The organism is Serratia sp. NCCP-200, from assembly GCF_059697885.1.
Genome location: NZ_BAAKUJ010000001.1, coordinates 1,099,338 through 1,121,653 on the forward strand (window position 1 = coordinate 1,099,338; position 22,316 = coordinate 1,121,653).

General features: G+C 52.8%; 22 protein-coding genes. 13 read left to right on the plus strand and 9 right to left on the minus strand.

Annotation, left to right across the window (positions count from 1 at the left end):
- The first annotated feature begins 15 nt into the window (after window positions 1–15).
- Together AC6HVW_RS05120 and AC6HVW_RS05125 are read left to right on the plus strand one after the other, a co-directional pair.
- Window positions 16–543 (plus strand): 4Fe-4S dicluster domain-containing protein, encoded by a 528-nt coding sequence (locus AC6HVW_RS05120; RefSeq protein WP_059201033.1) that lies wholly within the window; start codon window positions 16–18, stop codon window positions 541–543.
- 206 nt (window positions 544–749) lie between these two features.
- Window positions 750–2,381 carry a DUF4139 domain-containing protein gene (locus tag AC6HVW_RS05125; protein WP_071683314.1) on the plus strand — a complete coding sequence of 544 codons (1,632 nt, stop codon included), beginning with the start codon at window positions 750–752 and terminating at the stop codon, window positions 2,379–2,381.
- A gap of 162 nt (window positions 2,382–2,543) precedes the next feature.
- Here AC6HVW_RS05125 and AC6HVW_RS05130 read toward each other — a convergent pair whose 3' ends face one another.
- Complete coding sequence (locus AC6HVW_RS05130; RefSeq protein WP_186486283.1) at window positions 2,544–3,545, minus strand: LysR family transcriptional regulator; 1,002 nt, start codon at window positions 3,543–3,545, stop codon at window positions 2,544–2,546.
- A gap of 145 nt (window positions 3,546–3,690) precedes the next feature.
- Here AC6HVW_RS05130 and AC6HVW_RS05135 point away from each other — a divergent pair, with 145 nt between their 5' ends.
- On the plus strand, window positions 3,691–4,854 hold the full coding sequence (locus tag AC6HVW_RS05135; protein ID WP_071683316.1) for a mandelate racemase/muconate lactonizing enzyme family protein: 1,164 nt from the start codon (window positions 3,691–3,693) through the stop codon (window positions 4,852–4,854).
- 33 nt (window positions 4,855–4,887) lie between these two features.
- Here AC6HVW_RS05135 and chuY read toward each other — a convergent pair whose 3' ends face one another.
- A complete protein-coding gene (gene chuY / locus AC6HVW_RS05140) occupies window positions 4,888–5,511 on the minus strand; it encodes an anaerobilin reductase (protein ID WP_071683317.1) in 624 nt (207 codons plus the stop codon).
- Between the two features lie 12 nt (window positions 5,512–5,523).
- Window positions 5,524–6,861 carry a heme anaerobic degradation radical SAM methyltransferase ChuW/HutW gene (gene hutW, locus AC6HVW_RS05145; protein WP_071683318.1) on the minus strand — a complete coding sequence of 446 codons (1,338 nt, stop codon included), beginning with the start codon at window positions 6,859–6,861 and terminating at the stop codon, window positions 5,524–5,526.
- A gap of 424 nt (window positions 6,862–7,285) precedes the next feature.
- Between hutW and AC6HVW_RS05150 the strand changes: the two genes are divergently transcribed.
- From AC6HVW_RS05150 to AC6HVW_RS05165, 4 genes are read left to right on the plus strand one after another with little or no spacing between them, the layout of a single operon-like run.
- Window positions 7,286–8,398, plus strand: coding sequence for an RNA ligase RtcB family protein (locus AC6HVW_RS05150; protein WP_497569285.1), 1,113 nt, complete (start codon window positions 7,286–7,288; stop codon window positions 8,396–8,398).
- Window positions 8,398–9,015 (plus strand): peptide chain release factor H, encoded by a 618-nt coding sequence (gene prfH / locus AC6HVW_RS05155; protein WP_473194801.1) that lies wholly within the window; start codon window positions 8,398–8,400, stop codon window positions 9,013–9,015. Before AC6HVW_RS05150 ends, prfH begins: the two co-directional genes overlap by 1 nt.
- A 50-nt stretch (window positions 9,016–9,065) precedes the next feature.
- Window positions 9,066–9,779, plus strand: a complete 714-nt coding sequence (locus AC6HVW_RS05160) for an RNA ligase family protein (RefSeq protein WP_071683321.1) — start codon at window positions 9,066–9,068, stop codon at window positions 9,777–9,779.
- Complete coding sequence (locus AC6HVW_RS05165; protein ID WP_071683322.1) at window positions 9,767–10,882, plus strand: AAA family ATPase; 1,116 nt, start codon at window positions 9,767–9,769, stop codon at window positions 10,880–10,882. Before AC6HVW_RS05160 ends, AC6HVW_RS05165 begins: the two co-directional genes overlap by 13 nt.
- 81 nt (window positions 10,883–10,963) lie before the next feature.
- Here the strand turns inward: AC6HVW_RS05165 and AC6HVW_RS05170 are convergent, their stop codons facing one another.
- Window positions 10,964–11,593, minus strand: coding sequence for a YiiX family permuted papain-like enzyme (locus AC6HVW_RS05170; protein WP_217497030.1), 630 nt, complete (start codon window positions 11,591–11,593; stop codon window positions 10,964–10,966).
- Between the two features lie 227 nt (window positions 11,594–11,820).
- On the opposite strand from AC6HVW_RS05170, the gene AC6HVW_RS05175 reads away from it, so the two are divergent.
- The 4 genes from AC6HVW_RS05175 to AC6HVW_RS05190 all read left to right on the plus strand — a co-directional run bounded on the left by AC6HVW_RS05175 (window position 11,821) and on the right by AC6HVW_RS05190 (window position 15,728).
- Entirely contained in the window at window positions 11,821–13,725 is a 1,905-nt protein-coding gene (locus tag AC6HVW_RS05175; RefSeq protein WP_497569286.1) for a methyl-accepting chemotaxis protein, read from the plus strand.
- 236 nt (window positions 13,726–13,961) lie between these two features.
- The gene (locus AC6HVW_RS05180) at window positions 13,962–15,107 is read left to right on the plus strand and encodes a transglutaminase-like domain-containing protein (protein WP_071683324.1); all 1,146 of its coding nucleotides are present in this window, start codon (window positions 13,962–13,964) and stop codon (window positions 15,105–15,107) included.
- Window positions 15,079–15,441, plus strand: coding sequence for a mercuric transporter MerT family protein (locus tag AC6HVW_RS05185; RefSeq protein WP_137751160.1), 363 nt, complete (start codon window positions 15,079–15,081; stop codon window positions 15,439–15,441). The genes AC6HVW_RS05180 and AC6HVW_RS05185 overlap by 29 nt, the downstream gene beginning before the upstream one ends.
- Complete coding sequence (locus AC6HVW_RS05190) at window positions 15,438–15,728, plus strand: heavy-metal-associated domain-containing protein (RefSeq protein ID WP_024485439.1); 291 nt, start codon at window positions 15,438–15,440, stop codon at window positions 15,726–15,728. The genes AC6HVW_RS05185 and AC6HVW_RS05190 overlap by 4 nt, the downstream gene beginning before the upstream one ends.
- Window positions 15,729–15,875: 147 nt before the next feature.
- Here the strand turns inward: AC6HVW_RS05190 and ychF are convergent, their stop codons facing one another.
- Window positions 15,876–16,967, minus strand: coding sequence for a redox-regulated ATPase YchF (gene ychF, locus AC6HVW_RS05195; RefSeq protein WP_021181096.1), 1,092 nt, complete (start codon window positions 16,965–16,967; stop codon window positions 15,876–15,878).
- A 915-nt stretch (window positions 16,968–17,882) separates the two neighbouring features.
- Between ychF and AC6HVW_RS05200 the strand changes: the two genes are divergently transcribed.
- Entirely contained in the window at window positions 17,883–18,128 is a 246-nt protein-coding gene (locus AC6HVW_RS05200; RefSeq protein ID WP_071683325.1) for a hypothetical protein, read from the plus strand.
- 25 nt (window positions 18,129–18,153) lie between these two features.
- On the opposite strand, the gene pth is transcribed toward AC6HVW_RS05200, so the two are convergent.
- A complete protein-coding gene (gene pth, locus AC6HVW_RS05205) occupies window positions 18,154–18,744 on the minus strand; it encodes an aminoacyl-tRNA hydrolase (RefSeq protein ID WP_065685599.1) in 591 nt (196 codons plus the stop codon).
- Between the two features lie 370 nt (window positions 18,745–19,114).
- Between pth and ychH the strand changes: the two genes are divergently transcribed.
- Window positions 19,115–19,393: a stress-induced protein YchH gene (ychH, locus tag AC6HVW_RS05210; protein ID WP_065685600.1), complete on the plus strand. Its 279-nt coding sequence runs from the start codon at window positions 19,115–19,117 to the stop codon at window positions 19,391–19,393.
- A gap of 181 nt (window positions 19,394–19,574) precedes the next feature.
- On the opposite strand, the gene prs is transcribed toward ychH, so the two are convergent.
- From prs to lolB, 3 genes are all read right to left on the minus strand, one after another.
- Complete coding sequence (gene prs / locus AC6HVW_RS05215) at window positions 19,575–20,522, minus strand: ribose-phosphate diphosphokinase (RefSeq protein WP_002211240.1); 948 nt, start codon at window positions 20,520–20,522, stop codon at window positions 19,575–19,577.
- A 171-nt stretch (window positions 20,523–20,693) separates the two neighbouring features.
- Window positions 20,694–21,560: a 4-(cytidine 5'-diphospho)-2-C-methyl-D-erythritol kinase gene (gene ispE, locus AC6HVW_RS05220; protein ID WP_071683326.1), complete on the minus strand. Its 867-nt coding sequence runs from the start codon at window positions 21,558–21,560 to the stop codon at window positions 20,694–20,696.
- Complete coding sequence (gene lolB / locus AC6HVW_RS05225) at window positions 21,560–22,180, minus strand: lipoprotein insertase outer membrane protein LolB (RefSeq protein WP_071683327.1); 621 nt, start codon at window positions 22,178–22,180, stop codon at window positions 21,560–21,562. Before lolB ends, ispE begins: the two co-directional genes overlap by 1 nt.
- Window positions 22,181–22,316: the final 136 nt, after the last annotated feature.

Genomic DNA, 22,316 nt, shown 5'->3' on the forward strand with positions numbered 1-22,316 from the left:
TCAAGGAGAGACGGTATGAATCAGTTTGTCATTGCCGATATGAAACAGTGCATTGGCTGCCGCACTTGCGAGATAGCCTGCGTGATGGCGCATCTGGGGGATAATCCGTTGCCGATGACGGCGGAAAACTTCAATCCTCGCTTACGGGTGATGAAAACCCTCAGCGTCAGCGTACCGATGCTGTGTCGCCAATGTGAGAATGCCCCTTGCCTGAACGCCTGCCCGAACGAGGCCATCTATAACCAGGATGGCAGCGTGCAGGTGCTCCAGTCGCGCTGTATTGGCTGCAAGAGCTGCATGGTGGCTTGCCCTTATGGTGCGATGGAGGTGGTGGTCAATCAGGGGTATGTCAGCAATGGTGTCGCGTACCAACGGGCTCAAGCGAATAAATGCGATCTGTGTCAGGGGCGCGAAGCGGGGCCAGCCTGTGTCGAGGTGTGCCCAACGGCGGCGTTAACCCTGATCCGGCCAGTAGACCTGCAAGCCATGCAGTTGGAAAAGCAACAGCGCGCGGCCCGTGGCTCTGCACCGAACCTGCGGTAAATTATTCCTTACCTCACTACAACCCATTCTGCGTGATAACCGCGTGGAATGGGTTTTCTTTCATGATCCGCGCGACGTGGCTAAATGAAACGAATATCGCTGCTTTACCTTTGAACGCGATGATCTTTCAGAAATCTTACCACCAGGCTGCATGCTATAATTCGTCGATATTCTGCACGGAACCTCTTTGTTAAGGATAAATGACGATGACCCTCTTCCCAGGATTTAAAACCACGCTGTTGGCGGCCTCGGTGCTGTTGGCCTATACCGGCCTGGCTCAGGCGCAAAACGTCACGCTCAACGACGTGACGGTCTTTATTCGCGGTGCCGAGTTATTCAACAGCAGCAAGGTGACGCTACCGGCGGGGGAAAGCGAAGTCGTCTTTACCAATATTGCCAGCGGGCTGAACGAACAGAGCCTGATGCTTGATGCCGATAACGGCGTGGTCGTGCAATCTTTCAGCATCAAACGCGATTTTCTTACCGAACATGTATCGCCTGAAGTGGAGCAATTAACCAAGCAGATTGATGATGAGGTGCGCGAGCAAAGCAAACTGAACGTGCAGCGGGAAGTGATCCAGGCGCAGCTGGCGGTGCTGGAAAGTAACCGGGCGCTGGGTTCGGAGAAAGAGGGCGCTTCCGTTGAGCAGGTTAATCAAATGCTTGAACTGGTCAGCCGCCGCATGAGTGAAGTGCTGTTGGCGGATATCGAGCTCAAAGAGAAGATCGCCGCGATTGACAAGAATATCGAAAAGCTGAAGAGCCAGTTGGACGAGGCCCAGCAGAAGACTGGCCAAACGGTGAATCAGGTGGTGGTGAAGTTTTACACTGCGAAACCCGTGACCAGCAACGTCAAGCTGTCTTATGTGATCCCGGATGCCGGCTGGGTGCCGACTTACGATGTGCGGGTCGACAGCATTACCCAGCCGGTCAAGCTGAGCTACAAGGCCAATGTGTTTCAGAACAGCGGCATCAACTGGGATAAGGTCAACCTGACGCTTTCCAGCGGCAACCCAAGCGAAGGGGCGCAGGCGCCGAAGTTGCAACCTTGGTATCTCGATTTTTATCAGGACTACTCAAGTTCGAAGATGGCAATGTCGATACCCAGACCGGCACCGGCTCCCGTTGCTGAGATGGCCGCTGGCGCGGATGCTCAAGAGCTTGATGGCGCAATGGCCAGCAGAGCTAAACGTTCTCTCTCAGACTATGTGGTCACCGATGCTGGCGGAGTGAATACCCGCTTTAGCATTTCCTTGCCTTATAACATTGCCTCCGATGGCAAAGGGCATTCGGTCACCATCAAGGATGTGGACGTTCAGGGCGACTATCGCTACGTGGTGGTGCCGAAAATCGAGCCGGATGCCTTCTTGCAGGTACAGTTAAAAGACTGGGAACCGCTTAATTTGTTGCCGGGCAAGTCCAGTATTTTCTTCGAGGGTTCATTTGTCGGCCAGGGGTATATCAATATCGCCGAGGCCAAAGAGACGCTGGATCTGTCATTGGGCCGGGACAAAAAGATTATCGTTAACCGTGAAAATGGCAAGCAGCTGACCTCGAAGGCGGAGTTTTTTGGCAATTCGGTAAGCCAACAGTACTCCTTTGTCACCAGCGTGAAAAATACCCGTAAAGAGCCGATTAAGCTGGTGGTGATGGAACAGATGCCGCTGAGTCGTGACTCGGCGATTACTATCGACGGGCTGAAGTACGACGGTGCCAGCTACGATAAAGACACCGGTAACGTGCAGTGGGCACTGGATTTACCAGCGAATCAGTCCGAGAAATTCACCCTGTCTTATACGGTGAAGTATCCAAAGGATAAGCGCGTTAGCAATTTATAACTTTACCCCTCACCCTAGCCCTCTCCCACAGGGAGAGGGGACCGAACGTGCCACATCTTTGCTACTGCATTGGACCTCAACACTAGCCTGGTTAAAGACCGTCTTTTGCACCTGAAAACGCCTCCGTACTGGCTCCCGCATTGGTACTCAACATCAGCCTGGTTAAAGACTGACTTTTGTACCTGAAAGCGGCTCCGGACCAGCCCCCTCTCCCTGTGGGAGAGGGTTGGGGTGAGGGGCCAATTCAGCCTCTTTGGTAAATAGTTGCCACAGCGCCTCAACGGATTTGGCCATCTTGGTCACGGGTCGGTAGAGGCGTATTTCAATGGGCAGGCAAAGATCGTCGGGGTGATCGGTGGCGACCACGATCTTGCCGCTATCAACGTCGGCCTCTGCCAGCGACTGCGGCAGCCAGGCGACACCTTCTCCAGCCACCACCATGGCGAGCAACGTGGCGGCCAGATCCGAAGTAAAAGCGACTTCCATCCCCCGTTTGGCCCGGCTGATTGCTGCACTGTTAGCAATAATTCGGCCCAGCCCTGAGTCATTGCTAAACGACAGATAAGGGAATTTTTGCTCCCCGACTTTCCACATCGGCGTTACGGAACCCGGCACAGCCAAGCTGTAGGGCAGCAATCGATCCTCCCCCAGGCGCAGGCTAACAAACATTTCCGCATCGAGAGTCATCTGCATAAGCGGATGATAATGGCAGAGCAAAAATTGCGCCTCCCCACGTGCCAACAGGTTCTCACAGGCTTTTAACGTATCGGACAGCAGACGAAAAGAGCCTAATCTGGCCATCTTTTCATTACGCCTGAGCAACGCCGGAAAGAAAGAGAATGAGAGGGCGTGAGTGGCTGAAAATACTACGTCCGGCTGATATTGCCCGGTGGCATCCAGGGTGTCGCTCCTCAGCGCGTAGAGCGTTCTGATTAACTCGGGGGCCTGTTTGCAAAAAACTTCACCGGCCTTGGTGAGGTGAACTCCCCGCCGATTACGTTCGAAAAGTGGGGTGCCGACCCACTCTTCCAGCGACTGGATACGGCGGCTAAACGCCGGTTGGGTGACATAGCGTGCCACGGCGGCCTTGGAGAAATTGAGGGTATCGGCCAGCGCCACGCAATCCTCAAGCCAGGTCAGTTCCAAGTGATGCCGATTCTGCATGACAGCTATCCTTTTTTCGCATTGGCCGGTGATGTTCTAGCCACTTACTATGGCAAGAAACCGCCAGGGTGCCAATGCCTGACAACCTAGGATGCAAAAAACGCATCAATAATGTCCCTGCGAATCACGACCGTTGGAGAGAAAAATGCGTATCACAGACGTGGTGGAAATCACCAAACCGATTGCCTCGCCGATCAGAAATGCCTATATCGATTTCAGCAAGATGACCACCAGCCTGGTTGCGGTAGTGACCGATGTGGTGGTTGATGGCCGCCGGGTGGTGGGCTACGGTTTCAACTCCAATGGACGCTATGGGCAAGGGGGGCTGATCCGCGAGCGTTTCCGCGATCGCATCTTGCAGGCTGAGCCTGACAGTTTACTCAATCAGCATGGCGACAACCTCGATCCGCACCGGGTCTGGCAGGCGATGATGGTCAATGAAAAGCCTGGCGGCCATGGCGAACGTTCGGTGGCTGTGGGGACGCTGGATATGGCGATCTGGGATGCCACCGCCAAAATTGCCGGTCAGCCGTTATTCCGTATGCTGGCGGACATGAAAGGCACGGTGGCCAATCCACGGGTGTTTGTCTATGCCGCTGGTGGTTATTACTATCCAGGCAAAGATCTTACCGCGCTGCGTCAGGAGATGCGTAGCTATCTGGATCGTGGTTACACCGTGGTGAAAATGAAGATCGGTGGTGCGCCGCTGGAGGAAGATCGCCGTCGTATCGAGGCCGTATTGCAAGAGATTGGGCACGAGGCACGGCTTGCGGTGGATGCCAACGGTCGCTTTGATTTAGAAACCGGGATTGCCTACGCCAAGATGCTGCGGGAATATCCTCTGTTCTGGTATGAAGAGGTGGGCGATCCGTTGGATTACGCCTTACAGGCCGCGCTGTCCGAGTTCTATCCGGGGCCAATGGCGACCGGGGAGAACCTGTTTTCACACCAGGATGCCCGTAATCTGTTGCGCTACGGCGGTATGCGGCCTGACCGTGATTATCTGCAGTTTGATTGCGCGCTCTCCTATGGGCTGGTGGAATATCTCCGCACCCTGGAAGTGCTTGAGCAGTTTGGCTGGTCTCCCTCCCGCTGTATTCCGCATGGCGGCCACCAGATGTCATTGAATATCGCTGCGGGCCTGGGGCTAGGGGGCAATGAAAGCTACCCGGATCTGTTCCAACCATATGGCGGATTTCCAGACTCGGTGAAGGTGGAAGACGGCCATATAGTGATGCCTGAACTGCCGGGGATTGGCTTCGAAGGTAAATCGGAACTCATCAAGGTGATGCGTGCGTTGGCGGAGTGATTGCGGCGCTGATGGGGCAGCGCCGCGTGGGGATTAAGCAGGTTTAAGACCGGGTTCAATCAGGCTATAGACCTGTTGATTGAGTGCGGGGGCATTTGCCAGTTGCTGGACATGTGCAGCAACGTCCGCACGCATCACAAAGCCATGAACTTCCTGCCCCTGAAACCGTTGCGCCTTGCCGGTAGCATTGCCGTTTAGCAGCCCGCCGGGGCGCAAGATGGCGTGATCTAGCGTGCTGGTCTGTAACCAGCTTTCCGCCAGCGATTTTTCACGTACCGCCTGGCCAAACCCCGCTTTGGCGCGTGGTGACAGAAACGGCCAACCGTCGCCACAGCCCAACGAGGTGACGAGGATCATGCGCGATATCCGACACTTTTCCGCCGTATCTATCACTGTCCGGTGGGCCAGATAATCCTGTGCGCCTCCCATTGAAGAGATGATTGTTGCGTTGGCACCAGCAGCTTCGCAAGCGCGAGTGACCGCAATGGCATCACAAGCGTCACCGAGATAAACCTGTACGCCTTTCTCCCGCAGGCGAGCGGCGGCATCAGGATTACGCACCACCGCAACCACCGGACGCTGTTCCGCAAGCGCAAGTTCCAGGGTCAGCGCGCCGACCCCTTTGCCGCCAGCGCCAAAAATCAGCCATGGTTTCATTGTTCACTCCTGTTAGAGGGGGGCTACCGCAATACGCGGCAGATCCAGTTGTTGGAGCAGCTCATCAAGAGACTGCAGAATATTGCTTGCCCAGAAGCGCCCTTCGTTGGTCAGGCGCAGGCAGGTTGAGGCGTCGCGGGTTAAACCCGCCTGATGCCACTGTGCGAGTAGCGGCTTCAACTGCTCTGCATGAGGCGTCAGTTCATCCAGCGGGATGCGCGCGTTTTCCACGCCAGCCTGTAGCGGCTGACGCCACTGGCTTCGGTTACCTGAGGTACGCATCATCATCATCAGCGGTTTGCGACCCTCAGCGATAGCGTCGTGCCAGCTAGTGAGGTTGCGCTCAATCATCCAGGAATAGCCGTTGACCGAGCCTCCCGCGCCGGAGCCAAAGGCCAGGCAGTCTGCGCCTTGCTTAATCAGCAGGTTGTACAAATTGCGCTCTCGCGTGGTGCGCGCCCAGTGGCTATTGCTGATACAGCGCCAGCCTGCCTGGTCCATGAAGTCGCAGCCCTGCAAATAGAGATCTCGCCGCTCGGCAGGTGAGGGAACCGAGGTACGGCCAGTTTCCACTGCCTTACCCAGAGGCGTATTGGGCAGCAGATTGAGGGCGTAGAGATCGACACCGTCCAGCCCGATATCGCGGGCAATCGCCAGATCTTCGCCCCAAACTTTCGCATCCTGACCAGGTAAGCCGAATAGCAAATCGCAGACCACGGCAGCGCGATCGCGACGAACGAGTCCTTCCATAAACGCAATGGCGCTTGCGCCGTCGGAGGTACGAGCCATTTTTTTACGGATTTTGCTATTAAACGACTGAATACCAATCGAAAAGCGATTGGCTCCGGCATCCAGACAGGCGTCTATCCGCTCATCGTCAAAGTTTAGCACCCGGCCCTCGATGGTGATTTCACAGTCTGGGGCCAACGGCAGGCGTTCGCGTAGTGTGGTGATAATACGTGCCAGATCCCGTGCGGCAAGCGCCGAAGGCGTTCCACCGCCAAAATAGACGGCATGGATTGGCGCAGACTGATGCAGAGGGCTGTCTGCCTCCATTTCGATCTCGCGTAGCAGCGCATTGGTGTAGCGGGCGCAGCTGTCCTCCTCGAAACGGTTTTGATAAAAGCCGCAGAAGGTGCAGTGGGTGGCACAAAACGGAATGTGTAGATACACCAGACGCTTGCGGCAGGGCGCGGTCTGGCCGATGACGTTTTGCCAGGTTGGTACCAGCAGCGGTTTTTCCACAGGGATCGCGCCGCGCAGCGGCATCATGGCTCGACGATCTTTAAACGGCTGATTCCCTGCCAGCGCAAAGTGCGGGGTTAAATCCAGCTCAGTGTCATGTTTCAACTCAAGTTCCTTCAATGGGGCAGAACTGATGGCGGCAGGGCCGCATGGAAGTTCAGGCACCAAGACCGCCATAGTTTAACTGAAAATGATTACCATTTGCATTTATATACTGGCATTTGTCAGCAGAGTCTATCCAGCCAGCGGCCAATTAAATGCAACGTTGACTTGAGTCAAACTTTTCGGCTCCCCGAATTAAATTTTGGTGGCCGACGCGAACAACCATTGCTAACGCTGGAGTTTATATGTACTATCGCCGCGTTTTCCCATTCATTCACTTTGCAAAGGAGGTACATCATGAATTATCAAGCACTGTTTACCCTTTGCGGGTCGTATCCTCAGGCATAATTTCCTGTTCTCCAGGTATTGCTAGGGCTACCGCCCGCCAAATCCAAAAAATTAGATAAAATATTAATCAGGATTGGTTATGAGCAATACTATTGGCTCCGTTACGCCGCGAGTTTCATTGATCGCGTCGGAACACACCTGGATTGAAGGAAATGCAATCCAACAATTAGAAATTACCGCCAAGCTGCCGGATATGGTGCGCGTGGTCGGGATGCCAGATTTGCATCCTGGCCGTGGTTACCCGGTCGGTGCCGCTTTCTTTTCACAACATCGCTTCTACCCGGCGTTAATCGGTAATGATATCGGTTGTGGTATGTCGCTATGGCAAACAGATTTGCTGGCGATGAAACAGTCGCTGGATAAATTGGAAAAAAAGCTGGGCAATATTGACGGCCCGTTAGAGCAAGAAGGGGTGGGGGATATTCCTCCCGCGCTTGGCGATTATTCTCGGGCATTGGGCACCATTGGCGGCGGTAATCATTTTGCTGAACTGTTACGCATCGACGAAATATATCAACCGCAGGCCGGTCTCGATAAAAAACGTCTGATGCTGTTGGTGCACAGCGGTTCGCGTGGTTTGGGCCAGCTAATACTGGAACAGCATGTGCGCACCTATGGGCATCATGGCCTGCTGGAAAATACCGATGCGGCCAACGATTATCTGCAACAGCATCAACAGGCACTGGATTTTGCAGGCTTAAACCGGCAACTGATTGCCCAGCGGATATTGCAGCGGTTACGCGCTGCTGGCGATTGCCTGCTGGATATCCATCATAACTTGCTGGAGGCGGCCACTATCGAGGGCGTGTCTGGTTGGCTGCATCGTAAAGGGGCTACGCCGTCGGATGAAGGGCTGGTGGTGATCCCCGGCTCGCGCGGCGATTACAGCTATATCGTCCAACCGCTACCTGCCGCCAGCAGTTTATATTCGCTGGCGCACGGCGCGGGGCGTAAATGGATGCGTTCCGAGTGTAAAGACCGCTTATCAGCGCGTTTCAGCACCGAGCAGTTGGCCAGAACCCGCTTCGGCAGCCGGGTGATTTGCCGCGACCGCCAGCTGATTTATCAGGAAGCGCCAGAAGCCTACAAGCCGATTGATAGCGTAGTGGGAGCCTTGCAGCAGGCCGGATTGGTCACGTTGGTGGCGCGTATGCAGCCGGTGTTGACCTACAAAACCAGCGGGGGGCAGTGATGATCTTATTACAGATTTCTGCCGCCCAGGGGCCGGATGAATGTTGCCTGGCGGTGAGCCTGGCACTACGCCAGTTTCACAAAGAGGCTCAGGCCATGCAGGTGGAACTGCATGAGGTTGAGCGGGAAGAGGGCCGCCTGCCGGGCACGTTGCGTTCGGTGTTATTGACGCTTAACGGCGAAGCGGCGGAGCCATTGGCCGCCAAGTGGTGCGGGACATTGCAGTGGATTTGCGAAAGCCCGTGGCGCTCTGGACGCTCCAGAAAGAACTGGTTTATTGGTGCAGCGCGGTTCTCTCCGGCAGCGGTGCCAAAAGAGAGCGAGATCCGCTTTGAGACGTTGAAGTCCTCCGGGCCAGGTGGGCAGCACGTGAATAAAACGGAATCGGCTATTCGCGCCACCCATATCGCTAGCGGCATTAGCGTCAAAGTGCAGACCGAGCGCAGCCAACATGCCAATAAACGTTTGGCGTATTTGCTGATCGCTCACCGTTTGCAACAGCTTGAGCAACAGCAACTGGACGAACAGCGTGCTGAACGACGGATGTTTCACCATCAAATAGTGCGTGGTTCACCGGTTCGGGTGTTTAAAGGCGAAAGCTTTACGCCGCTCGCTTAATAAATATCGGCCTGATGGGGCAGGCCGATAACCCAATAAGAAGAAAAGAAATGGAAACACATAAATATGGTCGGACGTACCATTATCCGTTCTCACCGGGAACCACCAGTGACGATCGGATCAATAGGCACTATTGGCAAGACATACGGTTAATCCCCTCACTGATCCATACGGAAAAGCTCGATGGTGAGAATAACTGCCTGAATCGGTATGGCGTATTTGCGCGCTCCCATGCGGCACCGACGGTTTCTGCCTGGACGCGCCAGATCCGCCAGCGTTGGCAACTGATTAAAAATGACCTGGACGATATCGAACTGTTTGGGGAGAACCTGTATGCCACGCATTCGATCGAATATCGTGGCCTGCAACAGGACTTTTATCTATTCGCCGTGCGCTGTAAAGACATGTGGCTGAGTTGGCAAGAAGTGCAGTTTTACGCGGCATTATTTGATTTTGCCTGTGTGCCAGAAGTGGTGAAGGAAGTGCCGCGCCAGACGGAACAAGAATACCGCTCGGCAATACTGGAGCTGGTGGGGGGAGTGGGGAGTTTTGCACCGCACGACGTGCATACCGGCTTGCCATGCACCATGGAAGGGATTGTCACCCGCAATGCGGCTGAATTCCCAGTGGCTCAGTTTTCCCATAACGTGTTTAAGTATGTGCGTAAAAACCATGTAAAAACCGATCGCCATTGGAGAGTGAATTGGCAACGAGCGCGTATGGCGTATGAGTATCAGCAGGAGGATAAACCATGTGGTGCTTAAGTGAAGACAAGCAGTGGGGCAGCCTGGCGGATCAATTCCGCTGGGTGGCCGACATGCATCAGGTGCCACAAGATCCTCGCCATCATGCGGAAGGCGATGTGGCAATCCATACCCAGCTCGTACTGGCGGCACTGACCGAGTCTGCGCAGTTTTTGGCATTGCCAGAGCAACAGCAGGAGCTGGTTTGGGCTGCCGCATTGCTGCACGATGTAGAAAAGCGCAGCACCACGCGGGTTGCAGACGATGGTTCGGTGACCTCACCCAACCACGCTAAACGCGGTGAGCTGACCACGCGCTCGATCCTCTATCGGGATATCGTTACGCCGTTTCAACTGCGTGAACAGGTTGCGGCCTTGGTGCGCTTTCATGGTTTGCCGTTATGGATCATGGGGCGACCATCGCCGGAGCGGGCGCTGTTATTAGCGGCCCTACGGTTAGATACCCGGTTGCTGGCAATGTTGGCACGGGCTGATGTGTTGGGGCGTGAGTGTGAAGACCAAAACGGCCTGCTGGATAATATCGAGCTGTTCGAACTGTTCTGTCAGGAACAGCAATGCTGGGGGCAAGCGCGTCCTTTTACGAACGATAACCAGCGTTACCATTATTTGACGCATCCGCAGGCTAGCGTGGATTTTGTTCCCTACGAACAATTTCAGAGCGAAGTGACGTTACTTTGTGCGCTGCCGGGAATGGGTAAAGATCGCTATATCGCACAGCATTGCGCTGGGCTTGAGGTCATCAGCCTAGACAACATTCGCCGCCAGCATCGGCTTTCACCAACCGACAAAAACGCGACTGGCTGGGTCGTGCAGCAGGCCAAGTTGCAGGCTAAGGCGTTGCTACGGCGGGGCGAACCTTTTGTCTGGAATGCCACCAATATTACCCGGCAGTTGCGTAGCCAACTGGTTGAGTTGTTTATCGCCTATGGCGCAAGGGTGAAGATTGTTTACCTGGAAGTACCGTATGCCCAGTGGCTGCGGCAGAATGCCGAGCGGGAATACAGCGTACCTGCTGAGGCGATGGCGCGGATGCTGAGCAAATTGGAGATCCCGCAAGCGGACGAGGCGCATGAGGTGGAGTTGCGGGTGCAGGACGCAAGCTAGCCTGGAGCTGTTGTCAGATGCGGAGCTACTATGTAGCACATACAGTCCCCTATCCATGTGGATAGGGGACGTCACCGTAAATTAATTCGCGATCACCGTGACCAACAGCGGTGATTCAAACATCGCCTTCGGCGAAATAACCGACCCCTCCCACGGGATTTGCGTTCCGTAGCGCTCCTTGAGTTTCTGCTGTACGGCAGGAGAGCCAAAGTTAAATTCACGTACTTTTTGCAGCTTGCCGATTTGTATCCCTAGTGCGCGATCGTAAATCTTCCACACCAATTCCGAACAATATAGCTTCTCATCCGACCAGGAAAACTGCATGTCGTAGGGCTTCCCGGCAAAGCTTTTAACCTGCTGGCGTATTTTTAACTGTGCGGACGGCGTCATCATTTGCTTGGCGTTCTTCAGGCGTTTAACGACAAAATGCTTTTTCTCTCCCCGTTCGATCCAGGCGGCCAGCGGGGTATATTTCACCGTCGATACCGCTTCGAATACGTAAGGCTTGCCATCACGCAGCACAATAATGCCCATATGGCTGTAACGAGAGCCGGTGGCCTGCTGTATCGCCAGGCTTTGTGCCGAGCGGGAAGTGTGAAAAATGATGTCACCATCCTGCACCGCAGGTAGCTCGCGAGCTTGGCTGACCAGCACGGTCATCAGGCCGATGGTGAGAAACAGAATAGCCAACAGACGTTTGGTAAAAATCACGTTCAATCCCTAGAAGTTAGAATCTGGCGAGTTTATCGGGGCTGTGTGAAGTGAGGATGAAGTGGTAGAGCAAAGCAGGGAGATCGCATTGGCAGTCCTCGTGATTCAATAAAAATAATGATATTTATCAATGCAATAATAACAATTCTATTATTGTGGTTAAAGGGTGCTTAAAGCAGGCCGATAGCTGTTCTATTGATGTTGTCAGCTAAATAGGACGAAACCGGATGTTAGGGATCTACCGTATATCGATGAGAATGAAGCTTTTCATTGCTCTGTTTCCACTGCTACTGGCTTTATGCTGGTTTGCCGGTTCGGGTATGAAAACCCGTATCAATACCGAACGTCAGATGGATGTCATCGTTCAGTTAACGGCAATTGCGCGTGGTGCAGGGGATGTCGTGCATGAGCTGCAAAAAGAGCGTGGCATGAGCGCAGGTTACCTGGGTTCTGGCGGTGGGCAGTTTCGCGCTGAACTAGCGGCTCAACGTAAACTGACCGATGCGGCTATGACGAAATTTAGCCAACTGTTATCTAAAACCGATCGCAGCGCATTGGAAGGGATTGATACATCCGCGATTCAGTTATTTAACGACCAAACCCAATTGCTGGGCGAGGTGCGCACTAACGTCAGCAATTTACACACCGCAGCACCACAAGCCATTGGTTTCTATACTAAGACCATCGCCCAGGTGCTAGATTTTGTCGGTGGTATTGGGCATTTGACGACATCGGGCAAAATCGGCCAGGAATTGTCAGCGTATTACAGCCTGCTTAACCTGAAAGAACAGTCGGGAATAGAGCGAGCATTACTCTCCAGCGTTTTCTCTAGCGATCGTTTTGGTGATGGGCAATTCCGCCAGTTGAGCGATGTGGTGGGAAAACAAGAGGCCTGGCTTTCTGCGACTCGTCGTTTCAGCACCGCGGAGCAGGCGGCGGCGCTCGATGGCGCATTACGTTCTACATCGGCAACTGATGCCCTTAAGTTTCGTGAGATTGCGCTCGATAAAGTCGCAACCGGTGGATTCAAGGTTAATCCTACTGATTGGTTCAAGGCTCAGACTTTGCGCATTGAAGTGCTGCGTCAAATAGAGAATCAAACCGCTGACACGTTACAAAAATATGCTGCAGAGTTGTCACGCACGGCACGTAGCGAATGGATGACTTTCCTGTGCATCAGCCTTCTTTCCCTGGCAGTTGCCTTGGCGATAGCCATCGTCGTTGCGTGGAGTATCCATCTGCAACTGCAAGGAACGTTGAAAACGATTGGTGAAATGGAGGGTGATTTGACCCAACGCCTTAGCGTGCCGGGTAGTGATGAGCTGTCAGCGCTGAATCATGCCTATAATCAATCCATTGAAAATATTCAGCATATTGTTAAAGAGATTAAATCCGGCTCGGAGATCCTTCACCATGCTAGCAGTGATATCGCCGCTGGCAATCAGGATTTGGCGCAACGTACTGATGAACAAGCCGCATCTATCGTTGAAACTGCGGCAAGTATGGAACAAATGTCCACGGCGATCTCCCAGACTGCAGATAACGCCCGCGAAGCTGAACAACTCACGCGGGCGATGGAGCGCGATGTCATGCAGGCGAATCGCGTGGCGAATGAAGCCAGCCAGAGCATGTCAGAGATCCGTAATTCTAGCGAGCAGATTGCACGTATCGTGGCCTCTATTGACGATATTTCTTTTCAGACCAATTTGTTGGCGCTTAATGCTGCGGTAGAAGCCGCTCGAGCTGGCGAGTCAGGAAGGGGATTTGCGGTGGTAGCGAGTGAGGTGCGTAACCTCTCTCAACGTTGTGCTAAAGAGGCAAGCCAGATCCGGGAGCTGATTAATCAAAATATGGAAAAAATTGCGCAAGGCGTCGCGCGGGTTTCGGCTTCGGGGATCGCGCTAAAAGCGGCAGCAGATAACTCTGGGCTGATGAAACAATATGTTAGCGATATCGCTCAGGCCGCTAACGAACAATCATTGGGGGTGGGGCAGGTTCATCTGGCTTTGAATCAACTTGAACAAGTCACCCAGCAAAATGCGGCTTTGGTTTCCCAAGCGGCCAGTGCCAGCCAGGTACTGGACAACCAAGCGGCAGCGATGACCCAATTAGTGAATCGGTTTATCGTATAATGTTGTTGCAAGGACGGTGGGAGTAATCCCGCCTCCTACTTGATCGTTTGCTCCGTAGCGTATTTTTATTATTCTTGAGACGTCTCCACTTTCCTGCATGCCGTTTACCGTATATTCCCAGATGTCTTTTTGCGTAAGCGGTATGTCGTTTTGTGCTGCCTGGGTGCATACTATTGCCCTCCCAAAGGCGGTGGGCAAGGCTTTGGCGCTATCTGATAATAAAAAAAGGAACGGTGATGGAAAGGCGTAAATTTCTCAAGGGTGCGGCGGCATTATCTTCTTTTGGGCTGATAAGCCCGGTCTGGTCTGAGTCGCGTAAAACGGACATCCCGGCGTCAACCTGCGTGGACAACAGAAGACGTTTTGTGATGACACAAACGTATCAACTGAAAGCGCCAGCAGGCTCAGAAGGTAAGGCCAATCTGTGGATCCCGGTCCCCGTGGACACCGCCTTCCAGCAACTGAAGCACATTTCTTTTTCTGGCAACTATCAGCAGGCCTACCTCACGGCAAATAATAGCTACGCAGCCAAAACGTTGTTTGCTTCCTGGCCGGATTCCAAAGGCCCGATGGAACTGAAAGTGGAAATGCTGATTGAAACCTTGGACTGGGAACCGCTGAAGAGCAACCAACTGGCCGAATGGCACCTCCCGCAAACCGATCTGGTGTTTCCTGCAGAGATACAACCCTATCTTAACGCGACCCCACATATCCCGGTGGATGGGCTAGTGAAAGAAACGGCGTTGAAGATTATTGGCAGTGAGAAATCCCCTCTGCAGCAGGCGAGGCTAATTCATGAATGGGTAAGAACCCATATGCATCGCGACGATGCGGTGATTGGCTGCGGGACCGGTGATGTGGGGCAAATCCTTAAAGCTGGCAAGCTGGGCGGGAAATGTACCGATATCAACTCCGTGTTCGTCGCGTTGTGCCGTGCCAGCGGGATCCCCGCGCGCGAGATGTTTGGTATTCGTCTGGGTGCATCCCGCAAGCTGGGGAGCTATTCGAAGAAGGCATTTGGCAGCGCTGATGAGCAAGGCGTGGCAAAAGTCAGCGGCGGGCAGCATTGCCGGGCGATGTTCTGGCTGGCAGGTTTCGGCTGGTTGCCGGCCGATCCGGCCGACGTCACTAAGATGCGTCTGGCCGAGAAAAAAGAAAATGGTGATGCCGCCGTTGAAGCCGTCAACGATTACCTGTTCGGCAACTGGGAAATGAACTGGGTTGGTTTTAACTACGCTCGTGACTTCGCGCTTTCGCCAGAGGCGGAGCAGGGTGACCTCAATAACTTTGGTTACCCCTATGCTGAAGTGGATGGCGACCCGTTAAACTTCTACGATCCGGCCGAATTTAGCTATGACTATGTCTCTGTCGAACAGCGTTAAGGGGAGCGTAGTGACGCTGCTGGCGGCTCTGCTTGCCGCCGCAGCATCGACGCTCTGCTGTCTCGGGCCATTGTTGTATCTGGTGTTTGGTATCTCTGCCGCCGGGCTCACTGGGATCCCGGCGCTATCCTGGCTGCAGTGGCCCATGATTATTGTGGCTATCGGATTGATGCTGCGAGGATTTTGGCGGCTTTATCTGTCGCCACGCCCGGTGTGCGTGAACGTCGTCAGCCGTCGGGTACTGATTTGGCTTTACTGGTTGTCGGTACCGTTGATGTTGGCGTTGATGACCTACCCCTACGTATTACCTTGGATTTGGGAAATGACGGAATGAAAAAGCGCATTTTTCTGCTGTTGGCTCTGGTGCTGATTGCGCCGCGGCTATGGGCTGAAAACCAGAAAGTCACTATTGATATCAAAGCCATGACCTGTTCGCTTTGCGTTATCTCCATCAATAAAGCGTTGCGCTCTACTGATGGTGTGATTAAGGCCAAGGCCTCACTGAAAACGCACCAGGCAGAGGTGATTGTGCCCGAGGGGTTTGATAATCAGGTATTGCTGACGGCAATTTCCCGCACCGGGTATAGCGGCGAAATCCAGGGCGTGGTGCCAGCTCCGTAGTTCACTCTGTGCTGATTTTTGTACTGCATTGCTGCGAGGAAACCTGAGGCGTCAAGAAATAAAAAAATCCACGCGGTTGCGTGGATTTCAGATGTTTACTGGGCTTCATTCGCTGTTCAGATACTGTTGTGAAGCCCAAGAAACCATTTAGACGTTGAACAAGAAGTTCATCACATCGCCATCTTTAACGACGTAGTCTTTCCCTTCTGAACGCATCTTACCGGCCTCTTTGGCACCTTGCTCACCCTTGTAGGTGATAAAGTCTTCAAAGGCGATGGTCTGCGCACGGATAAAGCCTTTTTCAAAGTCGGTGTGGATTTTACCGGCCGCTTGCGGGGCAGTAGCACCTACCGGGATGGTCCAGGCACGCACTTCCTTCACGCCAGCGGTGAAGTAGGTTTGCAGATTGAGCAATTCATAACCTGCACGGATCACGCGGTTCAGACCTGGTTCTTCCAGACCCAACTCAGCCATAAATTCAGCGCGGTCTTCATCTTCCAGCTCTGCAATGTCGGATTCAACAGCGGCGCAAACCGCAACCACCACGGAACCTTCTTCGGCAGCAATCTTACGCACAACATCCAGATACGGGTTGTTCTCAAAACCGTCTTCGTTGACGTTGGCAATGTACATGGTTGGCTTCAGGGTCAGGAAGCTCAGGTAGCGGATCGCGGCTTTATCTTCAGCAGTCAGATCCAGAGCACGCAGCATACCGGCGTTCTCCAACTGTGGCAGGCATTTTTCCAGCGCAGCCAATTCAGCTTTTGCGTCTTTATCGCCGCCTTTGGCTTTCTTCTGTACACGGTGAATGGCGCGTTCGCAGGTATCAAGGTCGGACAGTGCCAACTCTGTGTTGATGACGTCGATATCGTCAGCTGGATCCACTTTGTTATTCACGTGAATGATGTTGTCATTCTCAAAGCAACGTACCACGTGGCCGATAGCTTCGGTTTCGCGGATGTTGGTCAGGAACTGGTTACCCAGGCCTTCACCTTTGGAAGCCCCTTTTACCAGCCCTGCGATATCCACGAATTCCATGGTGGTGGGCAGAATGCGTTGTGGTTTGACGATCTCGGCCAGTTGATCCAGACGTGCATCGGGCATCGGTACCACGCCGGTATTGGGTTCAATGGTGCAGAACGGGAAGTTGGCCGCTTCAATACCCGCTTTGGTCAACGCATTGAACAGGGTGGATTTGCCAACGTTAGGCAGACCGACGATACCGCATTTGAATCCCATGTTTATATCACCTTAAATATCTTGACTATCAACAGGTTAACATTAGCCTGCTGCATAAAGGACGAAATTATTCCGCCATTATACACGTAATGGGCAGTTATCTCGATCTGCCCGTTGCAGGCTGTACTACCCGAGGCCTTCCTTACGCTGCTTACGCCTGTGTCGGCTCAATTTAACGCCGGTAGAGGTGTTTAGCAGGCAAGGTACAGATCCAAGGTGAACACATCTGGCAATAGGCCATAGAACGCTAATAGCGGAGATTATTCCGGGTATTTGTTATCAGATATTTAGCAATATAGGTGAGAAAATGTTTCTTTTTAAATGCATGTTTAATTATAAAGGCACTTTTTGTCTAAGGTTATTCTGGGCTTTTCTGTTCCTCATCCAATGTACGACCTGGCAACATATCATAATAAAAGCTGGCGGATTACAGCGGGTAAAGAGTTACAGAGCGTTAAACCTCAAGACGTAACTTGTCTTATGGGGGCTATCTATATAGGCTGGAAAATTCATTAATTTTAAGCTGAATTCTGTTTTAAATATGATTGTTATTTGATCTGTCCATCGTTCTATAGCCGGTTTTTTTCAATAGGTAATTTATTTATCGTTATGTTTTTGTTGATGTTTCTTATTTGCTAGGATTTTTCTTTGTATTAAGCCTAAATAGTTAATTTATTTAATACATGGTTGTGATTGATTTTGATTGTGTGAGACTTATCTTATTTATTTAAAAGAATTATCCTATAAATAAGCTAGGATATTACCAGTAATACCTAAGTAATATCTTAATTATATTGAGGTATGTCGAGATAGGTAACGATAAATTTAGCTACAAGTATTGTTGAGTGTATTTTTTTAAGATATTATCCGCGTAATATTCGCTGTGCTATTTGAATTCAAGGAGGGATTTATTCCATGAATGGAATTGATGTGCTTTCTGCACCTGTTTTATTATTACTCTCGGTTATTTCTTTTATTATTCATTTCCGCAACGAGCGGAAGAAGAGCCTGATTGAGCGGCCTTTTTTCGCTGGGAGTGCGGATTTGAAAAAGAAAACCATGCCGGATGCTGTTGATGTTGCTATGCAAAATAGCGTGCAGCCGTGCTGTACCCGTAAGCTGTGCCGCTATTGCCCGATAAGTAGCAGGCCAAGCAAGTGATAGTCACATTACTTGGCCTTACCGCTTAGCTAGTCGCTTTAAATGCATGCAAACGATTCATGGCTTTAGTCATACCTTCCTTCAGCAAGATCTCTGTGCAACGTAGCGACTCATCGATGGCATCATCAATCAGCGTTTGCTCTGCTGCTGGCGGCTTACCCAGCACAAAGCCTACCACCTTGTTTTTATCACCTGGGTGGCCGATGCCAATACGCAAGCGATAAAAGTTTGGGTTATTGCCCAGCTTGCTCTGGATATCCTTCAGGCCATTGTGGCCACCGTTGCTGCCACCTAATTTGAGTTTTGCCACCCCTGGTGGCAGATCCAACTCATCGTGGGCTACCAGGATCTCTTCCGGCAGAATGCGGTAGAAGGTAGCCAAGGCGCCAACGGCTTTGCCACTCAGGTTCATAAAGGTGGTAGGAACCAGCAGCCGAACGTCATTACCGGCCAAATTCAGGCGTGCGGTGTAACCGAAGAACTTACTCTCTTCCTTCAACGGCTGGTTGTGGCGTTGCGCCAGTAGGTCAACATACCATGCGCCGGCATTGTGCCGTGTCTGGGCATACTCTGCGCCCGGGTTGGCCAGGCCAACAATCAGTTTGATACTGCTCACAAGAGATTCACTATGCTAGAAAAATGGAAAGGGCGTGCCCGTTGCCTTCCAGGTTGCAATCGCCTGGGTTTTCACAGCGGCACAGCTCGAAATTTATAGGCCGTTAGTGTACCTGCCTGCGTGCAGAATGACAAAAATCTGGCGTCCCCCCCCCCCCGTGAATAGCTGAAAAGTGAATAATACATTAGTAAAATAATTCAGTTATCTCGCTAACTTTTAACATAAAGTAAAGAATTGTCAGCCTTTAGTTGCCATTTGTGATCGGTCACGCAATACCCATGCTGAAATAATGACTATACTTAACTAATCAAAGCTGGAGAAAGAGTTAGGTTTTTCCCGCTATTGGCACATGGCACTCTGGAGGTGGCATATGAAACGGAAAAATGCTGAGGTCATCGGCAACGTTTTAATGGGAATGGGTATGGTGGTAATGGTTGGCGGGGTGGGATACTCCATCCTGGCTGAAGTATCACAGTTCAATTTGCCGCAGTTCTTTGCCCACGGCGCCATCATGAGTATCTTTATCGGCGCCTTGTTGTGGCTGGCCGGTGCACGTATTGGTGGGCGCGAGCGGGTAGCAGATCGTTATTGGTGGGTAAAACACTTTGACAAACGCTGCCAAAACAACCCACGCCGCCCGTCACATTGATTAACCACAACCAAGGATCTGGCGCACAAAGGCAAGGGAGACTGGCCGTGTAAGGTTTAAGGTTATGTCCCGCATCCCGTAAAAAACCCGTTGTTGCTCACGCTTCAACGGGTTTTTCGTTTTCTGAGATGTTCACCCGAACAACCTGGCGCAGTGGAGGTAAACTGCGCCAGAGAAGGGATTAATGTTCGAACATCGCGGAAATTGACTCTTCATTGCTGATACGGCGGATAGCTTCAGCCAACATACCGGACAAGGTCAGAGTACGGACGTTTTTCAACGCCTTGATTTCTGCTGACAGCGGAATAGTGTCACAGACGATCACTTCATCAATCACCGAGTTCCTGATGTTATCCACGGCGTTACCGGAGAAGATCGGGTGCGTGGCGTAGGCAAATACGCGCTTGGCACCGCGTTCTTTCAACGCTTCGGCTGCTTTACACAAGGTACCACCGGTATCGATCATGTCATCGACCAGCACGCAGTCACGGCCTGCCACGTCCCCGATAATATGCATCACCTGAGAAACGTTTGCGCGAGGGCGACGTTTATCAATGATGGCCATGTCGGTATCGTTAAGCAGTTTGGCGATCGCGCGGGCGCGCACGACACCACCGATATCTGGGGAAACCACGATCGGGTTTTCCAGGTTCTGTTGCAACATGTCTTCCAGCAGGATCGGGCTTCCGAATACGTTATCTACCGGGACATCGAAGAAACCTTGGATCTGCTCGGCATGCAGATCGACTGTCAATACGCGGTCAACCCCTACGCTGGAGAGGAAGTCGGCAACAACTTTGGCAGTGATTGGCACACGCGCAGAACGCACGCGGCGATCCTGGCGGGCATAGCCGAAGTAAGGAATTACAGCAGTAATACGACCTGCGGAGGCGCGACGCAGGGCATCAACCATAACAACCAGTTCCATCAGGTTGTCGTTGGTGGGGGCACAGGTGGACTGGATGATGAAAATATCACCGCCGCGTACATTTTCGTTGATTTGCACGCTCACTTCGCCGTCGCTAAAACGACCTACAGCGGCGTCACCAAGGCTGGTGTACAAACGGTTGGCAATACGTTGTGCTAGTTCCGGGGTGGCGTTACCAGCAAAAAGCTTCATATCAGGCACGAGAAGAACCTCAGCATGCGTCCAGAGAAGATATTGTCATACGGCCTTCGCCAAGGGGCAGTTGGCGACGCCGACGCAATATACATACGGGTGTGTAAAACTAACTTGAACTGCAGAGCAGCGCAGAGATGACAGGGCCAGGTAGACGACCCTGCGCAACGACACGTTGAGCTACGGCTCAAACTGCCCGGAACGGATGCGATGTAGTGGTGAGACGTTAACGCCACGCGCTACAAATCCACGCAACCAGGCCGGGGCTTGATTTAACACCTGAAGAGCGGCGGGCTCGGAGTCGAATTCTGCAAACACACAAGCACCTGTGCCAGTCAGGCGTGACGGCGCGTATTGTAACAGCCATGAAAGAAGCTGTTCAACCTCGCGAAAACGTTTTCTTGCGATCGGTTCGCAATCATTTGCGTAAGGTGCCTGTAATAGGGCGTTCAGCGGGCGAACCGGGGTGTCTCTTTTTAATTCGGTATCGGCAAAAATCACCGGTGTGGGGATGCTGACACCGGGATGAGCGACCAAATACCACTTTTCTACCGGATTTGCCGGCTGTAGTTGCTCACCAATCCCTTCGGCAAATGCCGCATGGCCGCGCACAAAAACCGGGACATCGGCACCTAGGGTTAGCCCCATATCGGCCAACTGGTCGTCGCTCAGGCCACATTGCCAAAGTTCATTCAGCGCGACCAGTACCGTCGCCGCGTTGGAAGAGCCACCGCCAAGGCCGCCACCCATCGGCAAGCGCTTGTCGATGCTGATGTCAGCCCCACGGGGAAGGGTGGCAATGGAATGGGTAGTGCAATGTTGCTGTAACAGACGAGCGGCCCGGACAATCAGGTTCTGCTCATCTGGCACCCCTTCTACGGGCGTTAGCAGCTGGATCTGGTTGTCCTGGCGGGGAACGATGGTGAGCGTATCGCCGTAATCCAGGAACTGGAACAGCGTTTGCAACTGATGGTAGCCGTCTGCTCGACGGCCGGTGATATAGAGAAACAGGTTCAGCTTTGCCGGGGAGGGCCATTGGTGGATCATCACTTGAGCGTCCAGTTATCCATTTTCAGCTTGATGCGTTGATCGCCCTGTTGCAGTTCAAGGCGGCTCGGTAACGGGATTTTCAGATCGGTGTTGTAGTCCTGATAGGTGACAACCCAGGTCAGATCGCCCTGTTTGTAGGTCAGCTTGTTCAGGCGGTACTGGGAGTCCAGGGTGAAGTCGGTAGCTTGCCCTGGCAGGCCAAGCATCCACTGGCGCAGGTTATCCAGTGGGATCTGCATGCCGGTCAGCTTGCGGATCATCTCTTCCGGGTTGTCGCTGACATAGCGTTTGCCCTGGTTATCCGTCAGTTGTACTACGCTTTTTTGCACGTTCAGTTCAAGCTCGGTGCTGCCAAGCGGGTTGGTCAGCAGCAGGCGGTAGCGGTCGGGCGTGTATTGTTGCCAGAAGAAGCGGGCATAGACTTTCTTCTGATCGGTCAGGTAAGCGAAAGCGCCCCGGGTCTGATACTGCTCAAGCTGTTGCACCGCTTGCTCATGAGCGAGCCACTGCGGAGACGTCGGGCTGGTGGCTGGGCCTGGCTTGGTGAGGGTACAGGCCGTCAGCACCAGGCTGGCTAATGGGATCAGGCGAAGCAAACTAACTTTGCGGATAGGCATAACGTTTTGTTGTCCTTTTGTCCTTGCGGGGCAGTGCGGGTTAGCATTTCTGCCACCACGCTAACGGGCGAGTGGCGTAACGTCAATAATACAATGGCGCAAAAAGCCTTGCAGCAAGGGTGGCGTCTGGCGTGGG

Bases quoted from the DNA above. Each gene is read 5' to 3' on its own strand.
- AC6HVW_RS05120 (WP_059201033.1), top strand. From the start codon at position 16: ATGAATCAGTTTGTCATTGCCGATATGAAACAGTGCATTGGCTGCCGC.
- AC6HVW_RS05125 (WP_071683314.1), top strand. From the start codon at position 750: ATGACCCTCTTCCCAGGATTTAAAACCACGCTGTTGGCGGCCTCGGTG.
- AC6HVW_RS05130 (WP_186486283.1), bottom strand. From the start codon at position 3,545: ATGCAGAATCGGCATCACTTGGAACTGACCTGGCTTGAGGATTGCGTG.
- AC6HVW_RS05135 (WP_071683316.1), top strand. From the start codon at position 3,691: ATGCGTATCACAGACGTGGTGGAAATCACCAAACCGATTGCCTCGCCG.
- chuY (WP_071683317.1), bottom strand. From the start codon at position 5,511: ATGAAACCATGGCTGATTTTTGGCGCTGGCGGCAAAGGGGTCGGCGCG.
- AC6HVW_RS05150 (WP_497569285.1), top strand. From the start codon at position 7,286: ATGAGCAATACTATTGGCTCCGTTACGCCGCGAGTTTCATTGATCGCG.
- prfH (WP_473194801.1), top strand. From the start codon at position 8,398: ATGATCTTATTACAGATTTCTGCCGCCCAGGGGCCGGATGAATGTTGC.
- AC6HVW_RS05160 (WP_071683321.1), top strand. From the start codon at position 9,066: ATGGAAACACATAAATATGGTCGGACGTACCATTATCCGTTCTCACCG.
- AC6HVW_RS05165 (WP_071683322.1), top strand. From the start codon at position 9,767: ATGTGGTGCTTAAGTGAAGACAAGCAGTGGGGCAGCCTGGCGGATCAA.
- AC6HVW_RS05175 (WP_497569286.1), top strand. From the start codon at position 11,821: ATGTTAGGGATCTACCGTATATCGATGAGAATGAAGCTTTTCATTGCT.
- AC6HVW_RS05180 (WP_071683324.1), top strand. From the start codon at position 13,962: ATGGAAAGGCGTAAATTTCTCAAGGGTGCGGCGGCATTATCTTCTTTT.
- AC6HVW_RS05185 (WP_137751160.1), top strand. From the start codon at position 15,079: ATGACTATGTCTCTGTCGAACAGCGTTAAGGGGAGCGTAGTGACGCTG.
- AC6HVW_RS05190 (WP_024485439.1), top strand. From the start codon at position 15,438: ATGAAAAAGCGCATTTTTCTGCTGTTGGCTCTGGTGCTGATTGCGCCG.
- ychF (WP_021181096.1), bottom strand. From the start codon at position 16,967: ATGGGATTCAAATGCGGTATCGTCGGTCTGCCTAACGTTGGCAAATCC.
- AC6HVW_RS05200 (WP_071683325.1), top strand. From the start codon at position 17,883: ATGAATGGAATTGATGTGCTTTCTGCACCTGTTTTATTATTACTCTCG.
- ychH (WP_065685600.1), top strand. From the start codon at position 19,115: ATGAAACGGAAAAATGCTGAGGTCATCGGCAACGTTTTAATGGGAATG.
- ispE (WP_071683326.1), bottom strand. From the start codon at position 21,560: ATGATCCACCAATGGCCCTCCCCGGCAAAGCTGAACCTGTTTCTCTAT.
- lolB (WP_071683327.1), bottom strand. From the start codon at position 22,180: ATGCCTATCCGCAAAGTTAGTTTGCTTCGCCTGATCCCATTAGCCAGC.